Annotated in this window: 23 protein-coding genes; 19 read left to right on the top strand and 4 right to left on the bottom strand. The window is 42.6% G+C overall.

The window, feature by feature from the left end; genetic code table 11:
• Nucleotides 1-151 precede the first annotated feature (151 nt).
• From prkA to ACZ07B_RS11750, 13 genes are all read left to right on the top strand, one after another.
• Nucleotides 152-2,047, top strand: a complete 1,896-nt coding sequence (gene prkA / locus ACZ07B_RS11810; RefSeq protein ID WP_003239626.1) for a serine/threonine protein kinase PrkA — start codon at nt 152-154, stop codon at nt 2,045-2,047.
• Between the two features lie 179 nt (nt 2,048-2,226).
• A complete protein-coding gene (gene yhbH, locus ACZ07B_RS11805) occupies nt 2,227-3,405 on the top strand; it encodes a sporulation protein YhbH (protein WP_217019796.1) in 1,179 nt (392 codons plus the stop codon).
• Nucleotides 3,406-3,564: 159 nt separating this feature from the next.
• Nucleotides 3,565-4,029 carry a MarR family transcriptional regulator gene (locus ACZ07B_RS11800; protein WP_003233431.1) on the top strand — a complete coding sequence of 155 codons (465 nt, stop codon included), beginning with the start codon at nt 3,565-3,567 and terminating at the stop codon, nt 4,027-4,029.
• A gap of 35 nt (nt 4,030-4,064) precedes the next feature.
• Nucleotides 4,065-4,730 (top strand): biotin/lipoyl-containing protein, encoded by a 666-nt coding sequence (locus tag ACZ07B_RS11795; protein ID WP_014476241.1) that lies wholly within the window; start codon nt 4,065-4,067, stop codon nt 4,728-4,730.
• A gap of 40 nt (nt 4,731-4,770) precedes the next feature.
• Nucleotides 4,771-6,369, top strand: coding sequence for an MFS transporter (locus tag ACZ07B_RS11790; RefSeq protein ID WP_003233429.1), 1,599 nt, complete (start codon nt 4,771-4,773; stop codon nt 6,367-6,369).
• A 22-nt stretch (nt 6,370-6,391) separates the two neighbouring features.
• Entirely contained in the window at nt 6,392-6,922 is a 531-nt protein-coding gene (locus ACZ07B_RS11785) for an NAD(P)H-dependent oxidoreductase (RefSeq protein ID WP_003233428.1), read from the top strand.
• Between the two features lie 12 nt (nt 6,923-6,934).
• The gene (locus ACZ07B_RS11780; protein ID WP_003233427.1) at nt 6,935-7,309 is read left to right on the top strand and encodes a hypothetical protein; all 375 of its coding nucleotides are present in this window, start codon (nt 6,935-6,937) and stop codon (nt 7,307-7,309) included.
• On the top strand, nt 7,309-7,464 hold the full coding sequence (locus ACZ07B_RS11775; RefSeq protein ID WP_003233426.1) for a hypothetical protein: 156 nt from the start codon (nt 7,309-7,311) through the stop codon (nt 7,462-7,464). The genes ACZ07B_RS11780 and ACZ07B_RS11775 overlap by 1 nt, the downstream gene beginning before the upstream one ends.
• Before the next feature lie 4 nt (nt 7,465-7,468).
• Nucleotides 7,469-8,230 (top strand): hypothetical protein, encoded by a 762-nt coding sequence (locus tag ACZ07B_RS11770; protein ID WP_123373283.1) that lies wholly within the window; start codon nt 7,469-7,471, stop codon nt 8,228-8,230.
• A 2-nt stretch (nt 8,231-8,232) separates the two neighbouring features.
• Entirely contained in the window at nt 8,233-8,598 is a 366-nt protein-coding gene (locus tag ACZ07B_RS11765) for a GntR family transcriptional regulator (protein WP_015252495.1), read from the top strand.
• Nucleotide 8,599: 1 nt separating this feature from the next.
• Nucleotides 8,600-9,298, top strand: a complete 699-nt coding sequence (locus tag ACZ07B_RS11760) for an ABC transporter ATP-binding protein (RefSeq protein ID WP_015252494.1) — start codon at nt 8,600-8,602, stop codon at nt 9,296-9,298.
• 16 nt (nt 9,299-9,314) lie between these two features.
• Nucleotides 9,315-10,232, top strand: a complete 918-nt coding sequence (locus tag ACZ07B_RS11755) for an ABC transporter ATP-binding protein (protein WP_029317524.1) — start codon at nt 9,315-9,317, stop codon at nt 10,230-10,232.
• Entirely contained in the window at nt 10,225-11,166 is a 942-nt protein-coding gene (locus tag ACZ07B_RS11750) for an ABC transporter permease (protein ID WP_072173890.1), read from the top strand. The genes ACZ07B_RS11755 and ACZ07B_RS11750 overlap by 8 nt, the downstream gene beginning before the upstream one ends.
• A 91-nt stretch (nt 11,167-11,257) precedes the next feature.
• On the opposite strand, the gene cspB is transcribed toward ACZ07B_RS11750, so the two are convergent.
• The gene (cspB, locus tag ACZ07B_RS11745; protein ID WP_003224086.1) at nt 11,258-11,461 is read right to left on the bottom strand and encodes a cold shock-like protein CspB; all 204 of its coding nucleotides are present in this window, start codon (nt 11,459-11,461) and stop codon (nt 11,258-11,260) included.
• A 435-nt stretch (nt 11,462-11,896) separates the two neighbouring features.
• Here cspB and ACZ07B_RS11740 point away from each other — a divergent pair, with 435 nt between their 5' ends.
• Entirely contained in the window at nt 11,897-12,727 is an 831-nt protein-coding gene (locus ACZ07B_RS11740; protein ID WP_464877211.1) for a MetQ/NlpA family ABC transporter substrate-binding protein, read from the top strand.
• A 2-nt stretch (nt 12,728-12,729) separates the two neighbouring features.
• Here ACZ07B_RS11740 and dgcK read toward each other — a convergent pair whose 3' ends face one another.
• Nucleotides 12,730-13,809, bottom strand: a complete 1,080-nt coding sequence (gene dgcK / locus ACZ07B_RS11735) for a diguanylate cyclase DgcK (RefSeq protein WP_464877210.1) — start codon at nt 13,807-13,809, stop codon at nt 12,730-12,732.
• A 172-nt stretch (nt 13,810-13,981) separates the two neighbouring features.
• Here dgcK and tcyP point away from each other — a divergent pair, with 172 nt between their 5' ends.
• Nucleotides 13,982-15,373 carry an L-cystine transporter TcyP gene (gene tcyP / locus ACZ07B_RS11730; protein ID WP_003244685.1) on the top strand — a complete coding sequence of 464 codons (1,392 nt, stop codon included), beginning with the start codon at nt 13,982-13,984 and terminating at the stop codon, nt 15,371-15,373.
• Nucleotides 15,374-15,412: 39 nt separating this feature from the next.
• Here tcyP and ACZ07B_RS11725 read toward each other — a convergent pair whose 3' ends face one another.
• A complete protein-coding gene (locus ACZ07B_RS11725; protein WP_464877209.1) occupies nt 15,413-15,859 on the bottom strand; it encodes a hypothetical protein in 447 nt (148 codons plus the stop codon).
• A 149-nt stretch (nt 15,860-16,008) separates the two neighbouring features.
• On the opposite strand from ACZ07B_RS11725, the gene ACZ07B_RS11720 reads away from it, so the two are divergent.
• Nucleotides 16,009-16,578 (top strand): YhcN/YlaJ family sporulation lipoprotein, encoded by a 570-nt coding sequence (locus ACZ07B_RS11720; RefSeq protein WP_003245125.1) that lies wholly within the window; start codon nt 16,009-16,011, stop codon nt 16,576-16,578.
• Nucleotides 16,579-16,698: 120 nt separating this feature from the next.
• Complete coding sequence (locus ACZ07B_RS11715; RefSeq protein WP_464877208.1) at nt 16,699-17,667, top strand: hypothetical protein; 969 nt, start codon at nt 16,699-16,701, stop codon at nt 17,665-17,667.
• On the opposite strand, the gene ACZ07B_RS11710 is transcribed toward ACZ07B_RS11715, so the two are convergent.
• On the bottom strand, nt 17,599-18,249 hold the full coding sequence (locus ACZ07B_RS11710; RefSeq protein ID WP_041519184.1) for a spore coat protein: 651 nt from the start codon (nt 18,247-18,249) through the stop codon (nt 17,599-17,601). The two genes, ACZ07B_RS11715 and ACZ07B_RS11710, sit on opposite strands and share 69 nt — an antisense overlap.
• A gap of 82 nt (nt 18,250-18,331) precedes the next feature.
• Here ACZ07B_RS11710 and yhcR point away from each other — a divergent pair, with 82 nt between their 5' ends.
• Both yhcR and srtA read left to right on the top strand, forming a co-directional pair.
• Nucleotides 18,332-21,988, top strand: a complete 3,657-nt coding sequence (yhcR, locus tag ACZ07B_RS11705; protein WP_464877207.1) for an endonuclease YhcR — start codon at nt 18,332-18,334, stop codon at nt 21,986-21,988.
• Nucleotides 21,985-22,581, top strand: a complete 597-nt coding sequence (gene srtA, locus ACZ07B_RS11700) for a sortase SrtA (protein ID WP_464877206.1) — start codon at nt 21,985-21,987, stop codon at nt 22,579-22,581. Before yhcR ends, srtA begins: the two co-directional genes overlap by 4 nt.
• The last annotated feature ends 14 nt before the right edge of the window (nt 22,582-22,595 follow it).

Here is a 22,595-nt window from a genome sequence, read left to right as displayed (position 1 = left end):
CTTTATTATGAACGGTCGCGGTCTGCCTTGTCAACGATGTATAAGTATCTTTATTTTTAAGAAACCAAAGCATGTATCACGAGATGGCGGCATAGATTGTATCAAAGTACCTTATTTGCATAGTGTATCAAACATGATAGAGGAGGTCCTTATGGATATATTAAAGAAAATTGAACAGTACAGAGAGGAAGAGCAGCGGCTGAAATGGGAAGGAACTTTCGCCGATTATTTGGAGATTATTAAAGAAAATCCGATGGTCGCGCAATCTGCTCATTCTCGAGTTTTTAATATGATAAAAGACAGCGGGATAGAGGAGATTGACGGACGCAAGAAGTACAGTTTTTTTGACCGCGAGCTGTTCGGGCTTGAAGAATCTCTGGAGCGTCTTGTGGAAGAGTATTTTCATCCGGCTGCCAAACGTCTAGATGTCAGAAAGCGGATTCTATTGCTGATGGGGCCTGTGAGCGGCGGTAAATCCACGCTGGTCACGATGCTTAAAAAAGGTCTCGAAGCGTACACGCTGACAGATAATGGCGCTGTATATGCGATTAAAGGCTGCCCGATGCACGAGGACCCTCTACATTTAATCCCCCATCATTTACGCGATGACTTTTACAGAGAATACGGCATTAGAATAGAAGGAAGTCTTTCTCCTTTAAATGTCATGAGGCTCGAGGAAGAGTACGGAGGAAGAATTGAGGATGTGAAGGTGGAGCGCATCTTCTTTTCAGAAGATAAGCGTACGGGAATTGGAACATTCAGTCCCTCTGATCCGAAATCTCAGGATATCGCCGATTTGACGGGGAGTATTGATTTCTCAACAATCGCCGAGTACGGTTCCGAATCAGATCCGCGCGCTTACCGGTTTGACGGAGAGCTGAATAAAGCGAACCGCGGAATGATGGAGTTTCAGGAGATGCTGAAATGTGATGAGAAATTTCTCTGGCATTTACTTTCCTTGACACAGGAAGGGAATTTTAAAGCTGGACGGTTTGCGTTAATTTCTGCTGATGAGCTGATCGTGGCTCACACGAATGAAACGGAGTATCGCTCATTTATATCTAATAAGAAGAATGAAGCCCTGCACTCAAGAATCATTGTGATGCCGGTTCCTTATAATTTAAAAGTGTCTGAGGAAGAGAGAATTTATGAAAAAATGATCGCAGAAAGCGATGTGGCGGATGTTCATATTGCCCCGCATACGTTGAAGGTCGCCGCGATGTTCTCAATCCTTACCCGGTTAAAGGAGCCGAAGCGGTCGGATATTGATTTGGTCAAGAAAATGAGACTGTATGATGGAGAAAGTGTGGAAGGATATAATTCTGTCGACGTTGAGGATATGAAAAAAGAATATAATGATGAAGGCATGAGCGGCATTGATCCGCGGTACGTGATCAACCGGATTTCTTCAACGATTATCAGAAAAAATATGGAATCGATTAATTCTCTCGATGTCCTTCGCTCCTTAAAAGAAGGTCTTGATCAGCACCCATCAATTTCAAGCGAGGACAGGGAGCGGTATTTGAATTTTATTTCTGCCGCCCGCAAGGAATATGACGACATTGCGAAAAAGGAAGTTCAAAAAGCGTTTGTGTATTCGTATGAAGAATCAGCAAAAACACTTATGGACAATTACCTAGATAACGTAGAGGCTTATTGCAATAAAAACAAGCTTCGTGATCCTTTGACAGGAGAGGAAATGAACCCTGACGAAAAGCTGATGAGATCCATCGAAGAGCAGATCGGCATTTCGGAAAACGCCAAAAAAGCGTTCCGCGAAGAAATTTTAATCCGCATCTCGGCCTATGCGAGAAAAGGCAAGCGGTTTGATTACAATTCCCATGAAAGACTGCGTGAAGCTATTCAGAAAAAGCTGTTTGCTGATCTGAAGGATGTCGTTAAAATTACGACCTCAACAAAAACGCCGGATGAGCAGCAGCTGAAAAAGGTAAATGAAGTCGTGGCCCGTTTAATTGATGAGCACGGCTACAACTCGACGAGCGCCAATGAGCTGCTGAAATATGTCGGCAGCCTGCTGAACCGATAAGCAACGTGACCCGTCCGAATAGGGCGGGTTATTTTGTCCCATTTTCTAAATAGTTTGTCAATTAAATGTGCTTTTATGCATATGATGAATATAAATCTTTTCGAAAGACTTGTTTCATAATCTGGCACAAGCCGGAATACGTATGTATCACGACCACAAATGGTTAAGGAGGGGAATTCATGTCCCAAAATGACAGCGGCCATTTTTTGATTTCTGAGGAAAACTGGTCCCTCCATCGCAAAGGCATCGATGACCAGCAGCGCCACCAGAAAAAAGTGCAGGAAGCGATCAAAAACAACCTTCCGGACCTCGTAACTGAGGAAAGCATTATTATGTCCAATGGAAAAGATGTAGTGAAGATCCCAATCCGTTCACTTGATGAGTATAAAATCCGTTATAACTATGATAAAAATAAACATGTAGGGCAAGGAGACGGCGAGAGCCAGGTTGGAGATGTTGTGGCCCGGGATGGATCAGACAAAAAACAAGGGCCTGGAAAAGGGCAGGGTGCCGGTGATCAGGCAGGCGAGGATTATTATGAAGCGGAAGTTTCATTAATGGATTTAGAAGAAGCGCTTTTTAAAGAATTAGAGCTTCCGAATCTCCAGCAAAAAGAGCGGGACAATATCATTCATACAGATATCGAGTTTAATGATATCCGTAAAACAGGGTTAACCGGTAATATTGATAAGAAAAGAACGATGATGTCAGCCTTTAAACGAAACGCAATGTCAGGAAAACCGTCGTTCTATCCAATTTATCCGGAGGACCTGAAATATAAGACGTGGAATGACATCACAAAGCCCGAATCAAAAGCCGTCGTTTTAGCAATGATGGATACAAGCGGCAGTATGGGGGTTTGGGAAAAATACATGGCCAGAAGCTTCTTTTTCTGGATGACCCGTTTTTTGCGGACAAAATACGAGACTGTGGAAATTGAATTTATTGCCCATCATACAGAAGCAAGAGTGGTCTCGGAGGAGGATTTTTTCTCAAAGGGAGAAAGCGGCGGAACAATTTGTTCTTCCGTATATCGGAAGTCGCTTGAGCTTATTGATGAAAAGTACAATCCCGCCCGCTATAACATTTACCCGTTTCATTTTTCTGACGGTGACAACCTGACATCTGATAACGCGCGCTGTGTGAAGCTGGTCAATGATATTATGAAGAAGGCCAATCTGTTTTGCTACGGCGAGGTCAATCAGTACAACAGGCATTCAACGTTAATGTCTGCATATAAAAATGTAAAAGATGAGAAATTTAAGTACTATATTTTAAAACAGAAATCTGATGTTTTTCAGGCTCTAAAGAACTTTTTCAGAAATGAAGAGTCTGGTGTAAGCCATCAATTTTCGTAATGAAAAGCCCATTTCAGGGCTTTTTTTTATTTAATAAAAGCAAGAAAACGCTTGCGAAAAAAATACGGGAGAAAAAGAAATTTTTCCTTTGACAAATCTTCTTTCATTTATTAATATTTTATCTTGTGAACTATTATTGAGGAATGAGGTGAAAAGGAGTTGACTGAATCAGAACGTGCTTTGCTCACTTTTGAACAGCTCTTCGATACGTCTCGGGCGATATATAAAAAACAGAAGAAGATATTGGAGATTGTGCTTGAGCCTTTTGATATTACAGTCCTTCAATATTTGCTGATGTTTAAAATTCATCAAAGCGGAAGCACCCCGCTAAGCAAGCTGGCAATGTCGCTTGATCTTAAGCCTGCTTCTGTGACGCGGATGACAGATATTCTGTATAAACGCCAATTGATGAATCGATATGACAGTCCGGATGACCGCCGTATCGTCATGATTCAGTTAACCGAAGAGGGGGAAGAACTGATAGAAAAAGCCGCTGTGCAATATGCAAAAATGGGTGCTGGCTTGTACCAAAAGCTTGATACCTCCCAGCTGCAGTATTTGCGCAAACTAGCCGGAAGCTTAACGAAGCTTGCTGAAGGCTGTTCAGAAAAAAGCGGTAATTAAAAACTTCTCACATATTTTCACCAGCTTTCCGCAAAATGATAGAGGATGAAACGAAAGGAGAAAACAAAATGAACAGAGGACGTTTAATTCTGACCAACATTATCGGTTTGATTGTTGTTCTTGCAATTATAGCTGGAGGTGCTTATTACTATTATCAAAGCACAAACTACGTAAAAACAGATGAAGCAAAAGTAGCGGGCGATATGGCTGCTATTACTGCTCCAGCAGCAGGTAAAGTATCTGACTGGGATCTGGACGAAGGAAAAACAGTGAAAAAAGGCGACACAGTTGCAAAAATCAAAGGCGAACAAACTGTTGACGTAAAATCCATTATGGATGGAACAATTGTGAAAAACGAAGTGAAAAACGGACAAACCGTACAAGCTGGTACAACAATTGCACAAACGATTGACATGGACAACCTATACATCACAGCAAATATTAAAGAAACAGATATTGCGGATATTGAAGTAGGAAATAGTGTAGACGTAGTAGTTGACGGAGACCCTGATACAACATTTGACGGTACTGTAGAAGAAATTGGCTATGCGACTAACTCAACTTTTGATATGCTTCCATCTACAAATTCAAGCGGAAACTACACAAAAGTAACACAAAAAATTCCTGTGAAAATTTCAATCAAAAACCCATCTGATAAGGTGCTTCCTGGAATGAATGCATCTGTTAAAATTTCTGAGTAAAACAGATCAGTCATCAAACCATGAAAGGAGGTTGTCTTAGATGGCTACAGGCAAAGAAAAAAATGCAAAAAACCCTATGTCATTGCTGATTGTGCTAATGGCGGGTTTATTTTTGGCAATCCTAAACCAAACACTGCTTAATGTTGCAATGCCGCACTTAATGACTGAATTTGGCGTAAGTGCAACGACGATTCAGTGGCTGACAACAGGTTACATGCTTGTTAACGGTGTATTGATTCCGTTATCTGCTTTCCTGATTACACGATTTGGCCAGCGGAGTCTCTTTCTCGTCGCGATGTTTTGTTTTACGCTCGGTACGTTAGTCTGCGGTATCGCGCCTAACTTCTCTACAATGCTGATCGGCCGTTTGATTCAGGCCGTGGGCGGAGGTATCTTGCAGCCGCTCGTTATGACAACCATTCTGTTAATTTTCCCGCCTGAAAGCAGGGGGAAAGGAATGGGGATTTTCGGGCTAGCGATGATGTTTGCTCCAGCGGTCGGCCCGACTCTTTCCGGATGGATTATTGAGCATTATACATGGCGCATTATGTTTTACGGACTTGTGCCGATCGGCGCAATTGTTATCATTGTGGCTTTCTTCATCTTTAAAAATATGGTGGAGCCGCAAAAAATCAAACTCGATACTCTTGGCGCAATCCTCTCGATTGTCGGATTCGCCTCCTTATTATACGGGGTCAGTGAAGCCGGATCTGACGGCTGGACCGACCCGATTGTATTGTCTACAGTTATTATCGGAGCCATTGCAATTGTTGCTTTTGTTGTTCAGCAATTGCGTCATGATGATCCGATGCTTGATTTCAGAGTGTTTAAATATGACATTTTCTCACTCTCGAGTGTCATTAATATCATTATTACAGTGGCACTTTACACTGGTATGTTCCTTTTACCGATCTATCTGCAAAACCTGGTCGGCTTTACGGCGCTTCAATCCGGTCTGCTTTTGCTTCCGGGTGCGATCGTTATGCTGATTATGTCACCGATCTCAGGTATTTTGTTCGATAAATTCGGACCGAGACCGCTTGCGATTATCGGGCTTCTCGTGACAGTGGTAACAACCTATCAATACACGCAATTGACAATTGATACACCATATACACACATCATGCTGATCTATTCAATTCGTGCATTTGGTATGTCTCTCTTAATGATGCCAGTCATGACAGCCGGGATGAACCAGCTTCCTGCCCGTCTGAACAGCCACGGAACGGCGATGAGCAACACGCTTCGCCAAATCAGCGGATCAATCGGAACAAGTTTAATTACGACGATTTATACAAACCGGACGACATTCCATTATTCACAAATTGCAGATAAAACAAGCACGGCGGACCCGAACTTCCTCCATGCGTTCCAAAATGCAGTTTCGAATTTAATGGTGAATATGAATGTGTCTTATGATACGGCGAAAACATATGTGTACTCACATATTTATAAACACGCGTCACTCGATTCTAATGTCATGGGGATAAATGATGCCTTTATGTGGGCAACCTTATTCTGTGTAGCAGGTTTGATTTTAAGTATCTTCCTGCGTGACGTCAGAAAAGATAAATTGCGTAAGAAGAAAAAAGAGGAGCTTTCATTACTTCCTGCTCCAAAAGAAGCTAAGGAATCTTAATCTGTACAGGGAGGTTTCCTGAATGAAAATTTATGTAGTGTATGATAGTGAAGGCGAACATACTAAAGTGCTTGCAGAAGCAATTGCTGAAGGCGCGCGAGAAAACGACGCGGCTGAAGTGTTCATCGACCATGTAGATCAGGCTGATATCCGCAAGCTTAAAGATATGGATGCGATTATTTGGGGATGCCCAGGGCATTTCGGAACAATCAGCTCCGGTCTTAAAACTTGGATCGACAGACTTGGCTACTTGTGGGCTGAAGGCGAGCTGATCAACAAAGTCGGTGCTGTCTTCTGCACAACGGCAACAACACACGGCGGCTTGGAAATGACAATGCACAATTTAATCACGCCGATGTTCCACCAAGGCATGATTGTTGTCGGACTGCCTGGCAACGTGCCTGAAAACGCACTTTATGGCTCTTATTACGGAGCAGGTGTCACTTGTCCGGTAGACAGTGATGAGTTAATGTCTGAGGAAGGTATTCAGCTTGGACGCGCGTTGGGAAGACGTGTCAGCCAAGTCACAGGAAACCTAACAGCAGGACAGTAAGGAGAGGTTGAAATGGCCATTATTATAGCAATAATTGCTGCTGTCATTGTCATTGCGGCCCTTATTACATTTAACGTCCGCAACGCCTCACCTGGACCTGAGAAGCAAGAAGCAACCGATAGAATCGCACCTCCAGAAGAGGAAAAAAACGAAGCGCATTACCCTGCTGAAGCAAGGGCTGCCGAGCATACGCCATCCGTTGTCAAAAACGATTCTCCAAAAGAGAAGCGTGACACAATGGGTGATGATATTTACAGGCAGGCGCTGCAAAAGTTTAAGCATTCTGATGAAGTTCATGCAGAAGAAGAGGTCACTGAGGAAAGTGACAAAATGCAGGACCGCAGCTATCGTGATGCGCTGCTCTCTATGAAAAATAAGAAAAAGTAATGAAAAAGGCAAATCCGTTTACTCATGCGGGTTTGCCTTTTTTGCTGTTTCCATCAATTATGTTTTTATCAAATAAATCCATGGAATATGTTGTATTCCATCTTGATCTAGTGTACTATGTTACTCATACACCGAGGATTTTTTCCGGGAGGTAAAGACATGAATTCTTTTTTAGGTTTATTAAAGAAAGATATCAAGCTTTCAAGAATGTGGCTGCTAGTATGGATATGCGGAATCATTTTCTTATTGGGAACAGGCCATATTATAGCTTCTCGCACGAAAGAACCTCTAGTCATTTTTGGTTTTTTTGTTGCAGTTGCTTTTTTTCTGCTTTTCTTATCTCCTGTTTTTGTGTTTTATCACCTTCGCAAGGAAGGGAAATCACAGCTTTGGCTGTACAATCCAAATGGCGGCTTCTGGCTGTTTTCTTCTAAATTGGCAGCATCTTTGCTCTATCAATTTGTGATTCAGTTGGCATTAACAGCCTATGGCATATGGATATATCATATGCTCTCTGTAAAAAATCTGCTGGAGCATCAAGTTGATATAACGAGTACAGTTGCTTTGCTGAATATGTATGGGCTTATTTCTTCGTTAGATATGTCAGTAACAGTCATTGTGTTTTGGACTGTTTTTCACTCTCTCAGAAATTGGCGCGGAATGCGGTGGGCTGCGATGGTTCTGTTGGTTGCAGTGTGGTTATTCTTCGATGAATACATCATAAGCCCTTTGGTTGAATCTCAAAAGCATTTCTGGCCTGTAACAGTCTATTGCAATTTTGATTTCCACTTCCACAATGTTTGGAGATTGGAATTAAAACCTATCCATCTGTCTGTGCTAGGGTTGCCTATTACTTTAGTCATCACATTCTTGCTGCTCATTATGGCTTCAAAACTGCTTGATCGTAAAGTAGAGGTGTAAATATGGACAATCAATTCCAATCCTCGAAACCGATTTATCTGCAGATCGCTGATCAGATCTTTTATAGGCTGGTCAGGAAGGAGCTGCTCCCAGGAGACAAGCTTCCTTCAGTAAGAGAAATGGCGATTCAAACTAAGGTAAATCCCAATACAATTCAAAGAACTTACAGTGAGATGGAAAGGCTGGGTATTGTGGAGACAAGAAGAGGTCAAGGGACGTTTATTGCGGAAAAAGCAGAAATCGTAGACGAGCTGAAAGACAAGCTGACACGAGAGGTGCTGGAAGGATTTGTCAAGCAAATGAAAGAGCTGGGGCTAACGAAAGAGGAAATGGTAGAAGGGATTAAAACATTCACAGAGGGAGGCTAAAATGGAAATCAAGCTAGAACATGTATCAAAAAAATATGGCCGCCATACGGCCGTCAATGATGTGTCAATCACCCTATCATCCGGACGGATTTATGGCCTGATCGGACCGAACGGCAGCGGCAAGTCAACGACCCTGAAAATGATGGCTGGCCTTCTGTTTCCGACTTCAGGATTTGTGAAAGTTGATGAAGAGCAGGTTACGAGAGAAATGGTGCGTCAAACGGCTTATCTTACTGAGCTTGATATGTTTTATCCGCATTTCACTGTTAAAGATATGGTGAATTTTTATCAGTCGCAGTTTCCTGATTTTCAAACAGAACAGGCTTATAAGCTATTGAATGAGATGCAGCTGAATCCGGAAAAAAAGATCAAAAAGCTATCAAAAGGAAATCGGGGCCGGCTGAAAATCGTTCTTGCTTTAGCGAGACGGGCAGACGTCATCTTGCTTGATGAACCTTTTTCCGGGCTTGATCCGATGGTCAGGGATTCCATCGTAAACAGCCTTGTGTCGTACATTGATTTTGAGCAGCAGATTGTCGTGATCGCGACACATGAAATTGATGAAATTGAGACTTTGTTAGATGAAGTAATCATCCTCGCCAATGGAGAAAAAGTTGCGCAGCGTGAAGTAGAAGATATTCGTGAACAGGAAGGCATGTCTGTTTTGCAATGGTTTAAATCAAAAATGGAAGTTTGCTAGAAAGAGGAGGAATATGATGAAAACAGTGTTGGAATTGAAAAACGTGACTAAAAACATCAGAGGCCGAACGATCATTGATGATCTCAGTTTTACGATTCGTGAAGGCGAGGTGTTCGGTTTTTTGGGACCAAACGGAGCGGGGAAAACGACAACCATCCGGATGATGGTGGGGTTAATGAAGCTGTCGAAAGGTGATGTCCTCATTTGCGGCCAATCAATTACGAAAGAATATGCCAAGGCGATTAAGCATATTGGAGCGATCGTTGAGAATCCCGAGCTGTATAAATTTTTGAGCGGATATAAAAATCTCCAGCAATACGCAAGGATGGTCAAGGGTGTCACGAAGGAAAAAATTGATGAAGTTGTTGAGCTGGTCGGTTTAACAGACAGAATCCACGACAAGGTGAAAACATATTCTCTAGGGATGAGACAGCGTCTTGGCTTGGCACAATGCCTTCTGCACGATCCGAAAGTGCTGATTTTGGATGAACCGACAAACGGCCTTGATCCGGCGGGGATCAGAGAAATCAGAGATCATTTAAAGAAGCTGACCCGAGAAAGAGGAATGGCTGTCATCGTTTCAAGCCACCTGCTGTCAGAAATGGAACTGATGTGTGATCGAATTGCGATTCTGCAAAAAGGAAAGCTGATCGATATTCAAAATGTAAAAGATGAAAACATTGATGAGAATGATACATATTTCTTCCAGGTTGAGCAGCCGAGTGAAGCCGCTACTGTTTTAAATCAGTACGATTTGCTGAGTAAGACAAATGGTGTAGAAATCAAACTGGCTAAAGAGGAAGTCCCTGCGGTTATTGAATTGCTGGTGATGCAGCAAATCCGTATTTATGAGGTCAAGGTCATAACAAAATCATTAGAGGACCGTTTCTTAGAAATGACAGGTGAAACAAAAGAGGAGGTTCAGCATGCTTAATTTGATTTATAATGAGTGGCTCAAAATTTTCAGCCGAGCCGGAACATGGGTGATGATCGGAATTCTGGGGCTGACAATGGTTGGTTTTGCATTTTTGGCGAATCATTTTTCTGCTGGTGAATCAAATTCCCATTGGAAACAAGAACTTCAAGCACAAAACGCCGAATTAAAGAAAGAAATCAAAGAAGATCCTTCACTGAAAGATGGGTATAAAGAAACAATCACACTCAACGACTATCGCATCGAGCATAATATCCCTAGTGACACGGGCTATACGGTATGGTCTTATGTAACGGATTCGGCAAACTTTACCATCCTTACCGGTCTGTTTACTATTATCATCGCGGCCGGAATTGTCGCGAACGAATTTAATTGGGGAACGATTAAGCTATTAATGATTCGGCCGCTCAGCCGTTTTCAAATTTTGATGTCCAAATATATTACAGTTCTCCTGTTTGGGCTCCTGTTGCTGTTGATTTTATTTATCGGTTCTACTTTATTAGGGTTGATCTTCTTCGGAACGGGTGGTGAAACCGCCGCGAATATTCATTTAATCTATAAGGATGGCCATGTCATTGAGCAAAACATGATAGGGCATTTGGCCACAACGTATCTTTCTGAATCCGTCTCGGCTTTAATGGTGGCGACGATGGCGTTTATGCTGTCTGCGGTATTTAGAAACAGCTCTCTTGCGGTTGGTTTTTCCATCTTTTTGTTGGTTGCCGGTACGACTGCAACTGCATTTATTGCAGCGAAATTTGACTGGGCAAAGTATATATTGTTTGCTAATGTCGACTTGACTCAGTATGTGGATGGCACACCGTTAATAAAAGGGATGACTATGACGTTTTCTATCGTCATGCTGGCGATCTACTTTATCATCTTCCTGTTGCTTGCTTTCGGAATCTTCATGAAGCGGGATATTGCAAACTAATAAAGAAAGCTGTTTTGCTTATGCAAAACAGCTTTTTTGTCAAAATAAAAACTGCAGGTTTGCACCTGCAGTTTTTCATATCAATTTATGCTTACGCTTCTTTAGTAACGTTAGCAGCTTGTGGTCCGCGGTTTCCTTCAACGATTTCAAAAGAAACAGCTTGGCCTTCTTCTAAAGTTTTGAAGCCTTCGCCTTGAATAGCAGAGAAATGAACGAATACATCGTCTTGACCTTCTACTTCGATGAATCCGAAACCTTTTTCAGAGTTGAACCATTTTACTTTACCTTCTAACATGAAATTTCCTCCTAAAGCGATCATAACGCTTAAATTCACTATTCTTGCTCTTAACAAACTTTCAAGACGAAAACTCTTACAAAACTTTCTTCTTAAAGATAGTTCGAACAAAAATAATTACCTTTACTCTACCAGTAATCTTCGGAAAAAACAACTGCTTATTGAAACTTTTTTCGGAAAATACCATATTTATTTTTCAATTTGATATTTATTTGCGGAAATTCATCTGCTTTCTCGATATGTGATCATACGTTTGCCTTAGTATTTCTTCATTTTGGGAAGATAAGTAATAGGAATTGACAACCTTATTGGATATGAGTAAGGTAAAAGTTAATCAATATTACAAATGACAACGTTTATCAACTAAGAGAGCGTATGATTTTTATGTCTGATATTGCTTGCATGCTCTAATACATAGATAGGAGTATGGTCACAATGAAAAAGTGGCTTATATGCAGTTTTGTCCTTGTTCTTCTCGTTTCATTTACTGCATGTTCACCGTCTGCAGAACATGAATCGATAAAAATCGGGATTGCTGAGTCTGACGGGGCAATATGGAACTATATTGCTCAAAAGGCTGAAGAGGCAGGGCTGGATATTCAGCTGATCCCTTTTTCTGATTATGCGGAGTCTGATATCGCACTTGCTAACAAAGAAATTGATGCCAACGCCTTTCAAACCATTTCATATTTTCAGTCGTTCACTCAAAAATACAAACTTAATTTGGCACCGCTCGGAACGACATACATAACGCCCATGGGCATTTATTCAAAACGATATGACCAAATCCGAGATATACCGCGAGGAGCTGTCGTTTCTGTTCCGGATAAAGCGTTCGATTTTGGCAGGGCGCTTACGGTGCTCCAAGAAGCGGGTTTGCTAACGCTGAAAAACGGATTTAACGGAACAGGTTCAGTTGATATGATTAAAGATAATCCGAGACACCTGAAATTAAAAGCTGTCCGGCAACAGGATGCAGTGAGCGGTGCCGACGTGTTTGTCATGAAACCATCAGAAGCAAAAAAAGCGGGCCTGAACCCGAAAAAGCATACGCTAAAGAGCGGCGGACCTATGTCTGAGGAAGAGATGAATTTGATTGTTGTCAGAGCGGAGGATCAAGATCGGGAAGCGCTGCAAACCATTCTTGAGCTTTATCAAGCTGATGATACAGCGGCATTTATAGAAAAAGAATACCAGGGAGATCTTGTCCCGGCTTTCCTGCCTTTGAAACGTCTTTCAGATTGGAAGAATGAATTCGAACATTGAATTCATTCTTTTTTTTCTGAAAAACACACTCTGTTCCGTCCCGTTTCTTTCGCTTTGTAAAGCATTTGATCGGCAAGAATGGGCAAGGATCCTGGCTGTTCCGTATTATTGGGGTAATGAGCGGCCCCTAGTGATATCGTAACTGAAAGCTCTTCGCCGTTTGTTAATACAATCGGTGCATCACTTACAGTTCTCCTGATCCGTTCAGCGATCCGGGCTGCTTTATCAAGAGAACAGTTCGGCAGGAGCACGGCAAATTCTTCACCGCCGATCCGAGCGGCAGGATCAGTATTTCGGATGCTCTGCTTCAGACGTAACCCCAGCTCTTTGAGCACCTGATCTCCTTCATGATGGCCATATTGGTCATTGATGGTCTTAAAATGATCGATATCCATATAAATCAGTGCAAATTGAAAATGCGGGGTATCGGCCGCCTGCTGATACAGAGCTTTCGTGGTTTCTTCAAACTTTCTTCGGTTATACACGCCTGTTAAAAAGTCAAAGTGCGCCTGAAACTTATATTGTTTAAAAAGAAGATGTGCATTTGTTTCATGATCAATAATATATAAACTGAGCATGCCGCCCGCTATTGATATGATCCAAAAATACAAATGAAGTTCGTATGAATGTAAATCTATAAGAAAATAAAAGGAAAAGGAGATCAAGCTATTTGTGATTATTAAAAGATAGAAAGCATGTTTTAGTTGAACTTTTTTTCTTCTAGAAACAATGAGTGACGGAATGGCAGCGATACAAATGATAATAACCGAGTATAGTGCAGATGTGTTCATCGTAATCAGCAAGCGGCCTGCAGTGATCATGGCCAGGGCCGTTGCCGTTGAAACCCAGCCTCCATAAAGAGCGGCAATCATAATAGGGATATTTCGAAGATCAATAATTGAATGCTGATAGCTAAATCCAAAAACCATTAGAATAACCCCGAGCAAACCGCAGGCCAGTCCTTTAACAGCTTGAAAAGATATGCTGTCTTTTTTATGTACTAGCCTTTCTTTAAACAGGTGGGTGAAGAGATAATTAAATGTGATTAAAATGGTCAAATTTACAAACAGTTCTTTCAGCAAATATTATCACCCTTATATAAGGTACTAAAGATGGAAGGGAAAGAAAAGAACAAAAAAGGCATTATATAAGGTTTTTTTACTTGAATTGATAAGTTAAAATAATTCGCACTTGACCCATCGGAATTAGTGTAATATAGTAAATGAGAAAATTTGAAGGGAGAGTTTACCTGCTTTGGAGACTTTACTGGTTGTATTACATGTATTTATTTTATTTTTACTTATCTTAGGGCTCTTTGTTATGCAGAAAAAACATGTTTCCTTCTCTAAACGTGTATTTACTGCGCTGGGGCTGGGGATTGTATTCGGATTTGCGCTTCAGCTGATTTACGGCCCGACTTCAAATATAGTCATTCAAACAGCCGACTGGTTTAATATTGCCGGGGGCGGATATGTCAAATTGCTTCAGATGGTTGTCATGCCGCTCGTCTTTATTTCGATTCTCGGCGCATTTACAAAGCTGAAGCTGACAAAAAATCTTGGGAAAATCAGCGGTTTGATTATCGGGATTTTAGTAGCAACAACAGCAGTTGCTGCAGCTGTCGGTATCGCGTCCGCGCTTTCATTTGATCTGCAGGCGATTCAGGTTGACCAAGGAAGTACAGAGCTTTCACGGGGACAGGAGCTTCAGCAGAAATCAGAGGATATGACAGCGAAAACGCTGCCGCAGCAGATTGTTGAACTGCTGCCTGGAAACCCATTTTTAGATTTTACGGGAGCTAGACCGACTTCAACGATCGCTGTCGTTATTTTTGCCGCTTTCCTTGGAGTGGCATTCCTCGGCGTAAAACACAAACAGCCGGAACAGGCAGAAACATTTAAAAAACTGGTTGATGCCGTTTATGCCATTGTCATGCGTGTTGTCACACTCATTTTGAGACTGACGCCTTATGGGGTGCTGGCCATCATGACAAAAACAATTGCAACGAGTGATCTTGACAGCATTCTAAAACTGGGCATGTTCGTGATTGCATCATATGCCGCGTTAATCACTATGTTTATCATTCATTTGCTGCTGCTGACGTTCAGCGGCTTGAATCCGGTGATTTATTTGAAAAAAGCGGTGCCTGTACTTGTATTTGCATTTACGTCAAGGTCTAGCGCAGGTGCTTTACCGCTGAATATTAAAACACAGAGAAGCATGGGTGTACCGGAGGGAATCGCAAACTTTGCCGGTTCGTTCGGTCTTTCGATCGGCCAAAATGGATGTGCCGGCATTTATCCTGCGATGCTGGCGATGATGATTGCTCCGACTGTCGGCCAAAATCCATTTGACCCGGTGTTTATTATCACTGTTATCGCAGTCGTTGCCATCAGCTCCTTCGGTGTTGCCGGAGTCGGCGGCGGAGCCACATTCGCGGCGCTTCTTGTTTTATCATCATTAAACATGCCTGTCGCGCTCGCTGGTTTGTTAATCTCAATTGAACCGTTAATCGACATGGGGCGTACTGCTTTGAATGTCAGCGGAAGCATGACATCCGGTCTTATTACAAGTAAGGTCACAAAGGAAATTGATCAAGGGGCATTTCATGATCAATCCAGAGTGATTGAAGCTGAAGAAGCGTAACATATGAAAACGTGTAATCCAAGAGGATTACACGTTTTTTTAACGGCCGGGTTCTAAGTCCTCCAGCATTTCCATCATCGTGTTGTCGTCCATGACATTCATTGCGCTTTGTTCAAAATGAATGGGTTCAGCATAATGCGGCTGTCTTTTTTTCGCGGCTGACTCAGTTTGCCTAGTTTGAGACTGTGTATGCTGATGCAGTGGTTGCTGCTGTCCGGCGTGCTGGTGCTGACGGCCATTTTGCCGCTGGCTTTGATGTTGCGAACGGTCTTGGTTATCCCCGCTGCCTCCGCCAAATGCTTGTTTGACTATGTTTCCTACATTAGAAGCATCAAATGTGTTATTTTCTGAATTTCTTCTGTTCATTTGGCCTGTGATAAACCCGCTGATTCTTTGGCGGATCTGAGGTGATAATGCAGCAATAAGCATAGTTGATACTATGATCAATGCTGCGGGGCTGATTCCTCTTCGCTGGTTGAACAACATGATCCCTCCTTTGCAGTGTATTCATATTTTCCCCCTCGTTAGACAAATTAACCGTTATATTTCCCGGGAAAGCATTTCCTCCAGATTTGCATGCATAATTAAAGCCAGTTAGAAAAACCTATAAGTAAAGTGATAAAGGAGGAATTCACATGTTTGGAAAAAAACAAGTCCTTGCGTCTGTGCTTCTTATCCCTTTGCTTATGACTGGCTGCGGTGTGGCCGACCAAGGTGAGGGCAGACGTGATAATAATGATGTAAGAAACGTAAATTATCGAAATCCGGCCAATGACGATATGCGGAATGTAAACAATCGGGATAACGTTGACAACAATGTTAATGATAATGTCAATAACAATCGTGTAAATGACGATAATAACAACGACCGAAAACTTGAGGTTGCTGATGAAGCAGCTGATAAAGTAACAGACCTAAAAGAAGTAAAGCATGCCGATATCATTGTGGCTGGAAATCAAGCCTACGTTGCAGTCGTTTTAACCAATGGAAATAAAGGTGCAGTAGAAAACAATCTGAAGAAAAAAATAGCCAAAAAGGTAAGATCTACTGACAAAAACATTGATAATGTTTACGTTTCAGCTAACCCTGATTTTGTAGAGCGTATGCAAGGATATGGAAAGCGTATTCAAAATGGTGACCCAATCGCCGGATTATTTGATGAATTTACACAAACTGTACAGCGCGTATTCCCTAACGCTGAATAAATGAAAAAAGCCGCACAATTTGTGCGGCTTTTTCTTTGCGTTAATGACACACTGCGAACTCAGGCTGCATAGAGTAAAAATAAAAAGGTACAAGACGGACCGGCTCAGGGAGGGAGACGTTTGCGGGATGGCATAGGAAAGCGTGCGGCATCCGCTCTATTCCTGTGCGGAGTCCTTGTGATGCTGGCTGTAAGCTCAGCCATCGTATCAAGCGCGATGTATATCCTGTCTTTTCCAGGTCAGGCATCTGGAATAACAAAAGAACAAGTGACGAAGCACATGAAGAAAGAGTCATTCAAACAGGCCGATATTTATTACACTTCTAAGGAAAAGTCCTTACTGCCATTGACGAAAGAAACGCTTGAATATGCGGTCAGTATTAATCAGATTATGATTGGATATTCGAATCAAAAGCCTATTGACATTATTTTTTTTCCTAATGAAAAACAGATGGAGGCTTACTCCGGTTTATTGGATGTAGTTGGTTTTTATTCTGAACGGGAGCAGCTGATCGGATTGTTGCCTGAAGAGAAAAAGAAACTGTTAGAAGGGGACGAGGTAGCGGTTTATTTGTACCAGAGATTGTTGATTCATGAATACTCGCACCATGCGTTTCACCAGAAATTGAAGGAGCTTGAGACGGATCCCGATGAGTTTCCGTTATGGTTTCATGAAGGGTTAAGCGAGTGGATTGCGAACTATGAATTGCTCATAGATCCGATCACGTTTTCTGTCGTGCCCTTTGACCGTTTGCAGACTGATCGAGACTGGCAGGAAGCCAGAGCCGAATATGACACTGATGTCTATTTGCAAAGCTTTTATATGATCGATGAGCTGACGGACAAATACGGGAAAGACATTATTTCAGAGATGATTAAGGAAACGGCAAAAAAAGGGGACTTTGAAAAAGGGTTTAAATCAGCAACAAAGGAAAGTCTTGATCAATTTGAAAAAGATTTTAAAGAAAAATTTGAAAAAAACAGTGCGGCATTGGATAGTATCTATCCAATGCCTTTGTTATTAGTGAAGTCCTTGCTGACCCATTCCGCCTTGTGTCGGAGGCATTTGTCCTTGGGCAGGGGCGAATGAATTTCTCAGCTGTTCCATATCCTGCGCATCAAGCTGAGGAACCTGGTAATAGCCGTGTTTGTTTTGGTATAGGAAAATTTCAAATGCCATTTCAACATACTCCTGAATTTGCGCAGACAGTACGCGTCTTACGGCCGGATTTGTCATTTCCAGAGAAGCCATCGTCAGCATAGAAGCTTGTGCTTTAATCGCGCAAAGCATTTGTCGGCTGATGATGCTGTCATCAATATCATTCATGGATTGAACAGGTTTTTTAGGCTGTGACGGCTGCATGCCGTAAACAGTCTGGTTGTCTTCCTTCATCATATAAGTTGCTGTTTTTTGTGAAGGTTCGCTTCCTGTTTTGAAGCATTCTGCAGTTATATTGTATTGAGATGTGATGAATTGATGTTGACGATCAAGGATGTTTAATAATTCTTGATCCTTACAGAATTGTCTCAGCATCATAAACTGATCAAGCACAGTAAGTGTTCCGGAAAGCACCTCATGCATATCAAACATTTCATGTCCGCCATGGTTTTTATGCGGTTTGCCAGGAATACCTTTGTTCATTTGGGATTGCTGCTGATTTAACTGATCCAAACCGAATTCCTCCTTTTTTTTCAGATCAGCTGTATTTTGTGTCAGTCTGCCGTGTATTATGCAGAAGCCTGAAAGGAATTATATGCTGTCTGTCGAAATGATAAGCAGACAAAATCGTTGTCATTATGTGTATATTAAGGGAGGAAATATGATGAGGCGTATTCTGCATATTGTGTTGATCACGGCATTGATGTTCTTAAATGTAATGTACACGTTCGAAGCTGTAAAGGCAGCTGAACCGCAGCAGCCTATATCGATTGAGAAGGCAATACAGCAAAAAGAAGGACAGGCGCTTATCGAAGGATATGCAGTCGGCCAGGCTGTTTCCCCGCAGCATTATAAGCTGACAAGCCCTTTTTCAAATGATTATAATGTCGCGCTGGCAGACCGTAAAAACGAGACATCGCCTGATCACATCCTTCCTGTGCAAATCCCCTCCGCCTTCAGAAGCCAATTTGGGCTGCAAACCAATCCGCTTCTTCTTGGGAAAAAGATAACGGTTCAAGGAAAGCTTGAAAATTACTTTAACACGACAGGACTTAAAAACGTTCAGTCGATGAACGTAACCGATGACACGAAAACTCCGCCGGCTGAACAGCCAGTGACCATAAATGAAGCCCGGGGAAGGCTGAATGAAGAAGTAACGATAAAAGGGATCATTACAGCTGATCAAAACGCAATCGGAGGCGGGAAGCTGTCGACCTTTTTGCAAGATGAAACCGGAGGCATTAACATTTATTCGCCATCCCCTGAACAATTTCCCGAATTAAAAGAGGGTATGGATGTCACGGTGACAGGGAAAATCACGTCTTACCAGGGGCTGAAAGAAATCGTTCCAAGCTCATCAGGCATCAAAATCAACCAGTCAAACCAATCCCTCACCGCCCCCAAACACTTAACAATCAATGAACTTATTAACGGTAGCCTAGGTGATCAGTATGAAGGACGCCTTGTGAAACTAACCGCTTTTGTTTCCTCAATTCCAAGTTCTCCTGCCGGCGGCGGTTACAATGTAACAATGATTGATGACGACCATCATGCAATGACGCTCCGGGTTATGAATGAAACAGGGGTGATAGACGAGCTTGATGAGGACAAATGGTATGACTTTACCGGTGTGTTAAGCAGATACCAAACCTTTCAGCTGCTTCCGCGAAAATCGGCTGACCTGAAGCTGCTTGAAGAGCAGCCCGCACCTCCGTCTGCGAAGGGAGAATATGAAGGGATTGTTGACCGGGTAGTTGATGGCGATACCATTCATCTCAAATCTCCGGTGCTTGGAACGACAAAAATCCGGTTTGTAAATGTAGATACACCCGAAACATATCACACACCAAAAAACGACGCAGATGAAAATCAATTAAGATTTGGCAAAAAAGCATCTGACTATCTAAAAACGGTTCTGTCCCCGGGTGATAAAATTACTGTCAAGGTCGGGAGTGAAGCCAAGGACAGCTATGGCAGATTGCTCGGACAAGTCATAACCGAATCAGGTTCAAACGTGAACTTAGAGCTTGTAAAAAACGGCTATGCTCCGACGTATTTTATTTGGCCGGTTGACAATGAAGAGGATTATCAGCAGTTTCAGGCCGCAGTAGCCGCTGCAAAAAAAGACCAAAAAGGAATTTGGAATGAAAACGATCCGCTCATGGAAATGCCGTTTGAATTCAGAGCCAGAGAGCAAGGGAAAGGCCTGACAAGATATGTGGGGGACTCGTCGAATAAAACATATGTGCAGCCAGCTCACTGGAAGAAGGTAGCTGTGGAAAACAGAATTTTCTTCGCTTCAGCAAGTGAAGCGGAGAGCGCGGGATATAAAAAAACGCAAACGGCACCTCAAGAACATGTGCCGCTTAGAATTCTCAGCATGAATGATTTGCATGGCAAAATCGATCAGCAATATGAGCTTGATCTTGATGGAAATGGAACTGCAGACGGCACGTTTGGACGCATGGATTATGCCGCCGCATATTTAAAAGAAAAAAAGGCTGAAAAGAAAAACTCGCTGATTGTGCACGCGGGAGATATGATCGGCGGAAGCTCTCCAGTTTCCTCTCTTCTTCAGGATGAACCGACTGTAGAACTGATGGAGGACATCGGATTTGATGTCGGAACCGTGGGAAACCACGAATTTGATGAAGGCACGGATGAACTGCTGAGGATCTTAAACGGCGGTGATCATCCGAAAGGCACAAGCGGATATAATGGACAGAATTTCCCCCTAGTATGTGCCAATTGTAAAATGAAATCAACTGGAGAGCCCTTTTTGCCGGCTTACGACATCATTAATGTGGAGGGCGTACCCGTTGCTTTTATCGGAGTTGTCACACAGTCGGCAGCTGGCATGGTTATGCCTGAAGGGATAAAGAATATCGAGTTTACAGATGAAGTGACAGCGGTGAATGAGGCGGCCAAAGAGCTCAAGAAAAAAGGCGTGAAGGCCATCGTAGTTCTCGCACATATGTCAGCTGAACAAAACAGCAACGCCATTACCGGTGAGTCTGCTGATCTTGCAAACAAAACAGATTCTGAAATTGACGTGATTTTTGCCGCGCATAATCATAAGGTAGTTAACGGCGAAGTGAATGGAAAACTGATTGTTCAAGCGTATGAATATGGAAAAGCGATAGGTGTCGTTGATGTAGAGATCGATAAAACAACAAAAGATATTGTCAAAAAGTCCGCGGAAATCGTATATGTGGATCAAAGTAAAATCCAACCTGATGCCAGCGCTTCAGCCATTTTAAAGAAATACGAAGCTATTGCTGAACCGATTATCAGCGAGGTAGTCGGCGAAGCCGCTGTTGATATGGAAGGGGGGTATTCAAATGACGGCGATACACCTCTTGGAAACCTGATTGCGGATGGTATGAGAGCTGCCATGAAAACGGATTTCGCCCTTATGAATGGCGGCGGCATACGTGAAGCGCTGAAGAAGGGCTCGATTACGTGGGGAGATCTTTACAATATTCAGCCGTTTGGAAATGTGTTAACGAAGCTTGAGATTAAAGGAAAAGATTTAAGAGAGATTATCAATGCTCAAATCTCGCCGGTTTTTGGGCCTGACTACAGCATCAGCGGGTTTACGTATACGTGGGATAAAGAAACCGGAAAAGCAGTTGATATGAAAATGGCAGATGGCACCGAGATCCAGCCCGATGCCACATATACATTGACCGTCAACAACTTTATGGCGACGGCGACAGGAGCCAAATATCAGCCAATCGGACTGCTGGGAAAAAATCCGGTGACAGGGCCTGAGGATTTGGAAGCGACAGTTGAGTACGTGAAGAGTTTTGATGAGCCAATTGCGTATACAAAAGAGGGAAGAATTAAGCTTGCTGAAGTCAGTGATATTGAAGACCCTGTAACAGAAGACCCGATTACGGAAGAGCCTGGAGATGATCCGGGGACGGAGGATCCGATTAAAGAGGATCCAAGGCCAGATGAAGATTTGCCTGATATAAAAGAAACTCCGGGAACAGCACCGGTTCATCAGCTTCCGCCTTCAGCCATTTCGAGATTCAATGAAATACCAATCAACAACACAAAAACCGCTGATACTGCTAATAGCATCAGCACATTGCCGTTACAAACCGAGGCTGCGGAAAGCGGGTCTGATCATCAGCTTCCGGATACGTCAGCGGGCTACTATAACTTTATGGTAATCGGTGCGGCGGTGACATTGTCAGGAACTTATCTATATGTCAGAAGAAAAAGGAGCGCCTCCAGAACGTGAAAAAAGTTATTCCACTATTCATCATTGCTGCCGGCCTAGTGATCGCAGGCTATGGAGGCTTTAAATTGATCGATACGAATATGAAAACGGAACAGACATTAAAAGAAGCAAAACTTGCGGCTGAAAAGCCGCAGGAACCTTTGGGGACGAAAAATAGCACAGATCAAGCAAAGAACAAAGCATCATTTAAGCCTGAGACCGGCCAAGCGAGCGGAATTTTGGAAATACCGAAAATCAATGCAGAGCTTCCGATCGTGGAGGGCACCGATGCTAATGATTTAGAAAAAGGTGTCGGGCATTACAAGGACAGCTATTATCCTGAAGAAAACGGACAAATTGTGCTGTCGGGGCATCGGGATACCGTGTTTCGCCGGACGGGAGAGCTGGAAAAGGGGGATCAGCTCCGTCTTCTCGTGTCATATGGAGAATTCACATATGAAATTGTAAAAACAAAAATTGTCGATAAGGATGACACATCTATTATCACGCTCCAGCATGAAAAGGAAGAGCTTATTCTGACGACCTGCTATCCGTTTTCATACGTCGGAAATGCTCCGAAGCGCTATATTATATATGGAAAACGAGTGACTTAAAAAGCCGAGGCAGT

The organism is Bacillus sp. 9.4 (genome assembly GCF_055486415.1).
This window is presented reverse-complemented; position numbering and strand designations above follow the sequence as displayed.

Bases quoted from the DNA above. Each gene is read 5' to 3' on its own strand.
- prkA (WP_003239626.1), top strand. From the start codon at position 152: ATGGATATATTAAAGAAAATTGAACAGTACAGAGAGGAAGAGCAGCGG.
- yhbH (WP_217019796.1), top strand. From the start codon at position 2,227: ATGTCCCAAAATGACAGCGGCCATTTTTTGATTTCTGAGGAAAACTGG.
- ACZ07B_RS11795 (WP_014476241.1), top strand. From the start codon at position 4,065: ATGATAGAGGATGAAACGAAAGGAGAAAACAAAATGAACAGAGGACGT.
- ACZ07B_RS11790 (WP_003233429.1), top strand. From the start codon at position 4,771: ATGGCTACAGGCAAAGAAAAAAATGCAAAAAACCCTATGTCATTGCTG.
- ACZ07B_RS11785 (WP_003233428.1), top strand. From the start codon at position 6,392: ATGAAAATTTATGTAGTGTATGATAGTGAAGGCGAACATACTAAAGTG.
- ACZ07B_RS11780 (WP_003233427.1), top strand. From the start codon at position 6,935: ATGGCCATTATTATAGCAATAATTGCTGCTGTCATTGTCATTGCGGCC.
- ACZ07B_RS11775 (WP_003233426.1), top strand. From the start codon at position 7,309: ATGAAAAAGGCAAATCCGTTTACTCATGCGGGTTTGCCTTTTTTGCTG.
- ACZ07B_RS11770 (WP_123373283.1), top strand. From the start codon at position 7,469: ATGAATTCTTTTTTAGGTTTATTAAAGAAAGATATCAAGCTTTCAAGA.
- ACZ07B_RS11765 (WP_015252495.1), top strand. From the start codon at position 8,233: ATGGACAATCAATTCCAATCCTCGAAACCGATTTATCTGCAGATCGCT.
- ACZ07B_RS11760 (WP_015252494.1), top strand. From the start codon at position 8,600: ATGGAAATCAAGCTAGAACATGTATCAAAAAAATATGGCCGCCATACG.
- ACZ07B_RS11755 (WP_029317524.1), top strand. From the start codon at position 9,315: ATGAAAACAGTGTTGGAATTGAAAAACGTGACTAAAAACATCAGAGGC.
- ACZ07B_RS11750 (WP_072173890.1), top strand. From the start codon at position 10,225: ATGCTTAATTTGATTTATAATGAGTGGCTCAAAATTTTCAGCCGAGCC.
- cspB (WP_003224086.1), bottom strand. From the start codon at position 11,461: ATGTTAGAAGGTAAAGTAAAATGGTTCAACTCTGAAAAAGGTTTCGGA.
- ACZ07B_RS11740 (WP_464877211.1), top strand. From the start codon at position 11,897: ATGAAAAAGTGGCTTATATGCAGTTTTGTCCTTGTTCTTCTCGTTTCA.
- ACZ07B_RS11725 (WP_464877209.1), bottom strand. From the start codon at position 15,859: ATGTTGTTCAACCAGCGAAGAGGAATCAGCCCCGCAGCATTGATCATA.
- ACZ07B_RS11720 (WP_003245125.1), top strand. From the start codon at position 16,009: ATGTTTGGAAAAAAACAAGTCCTTGCGTCTGTGCTTCTTATCCCTTTG.
- yhcR (WP_464877207.1), top strand. From the start codon at position 18,332: ATGCTGTCTGTCGAAATGATAAGCAGACAAAATCGTTGTCATTATGTG.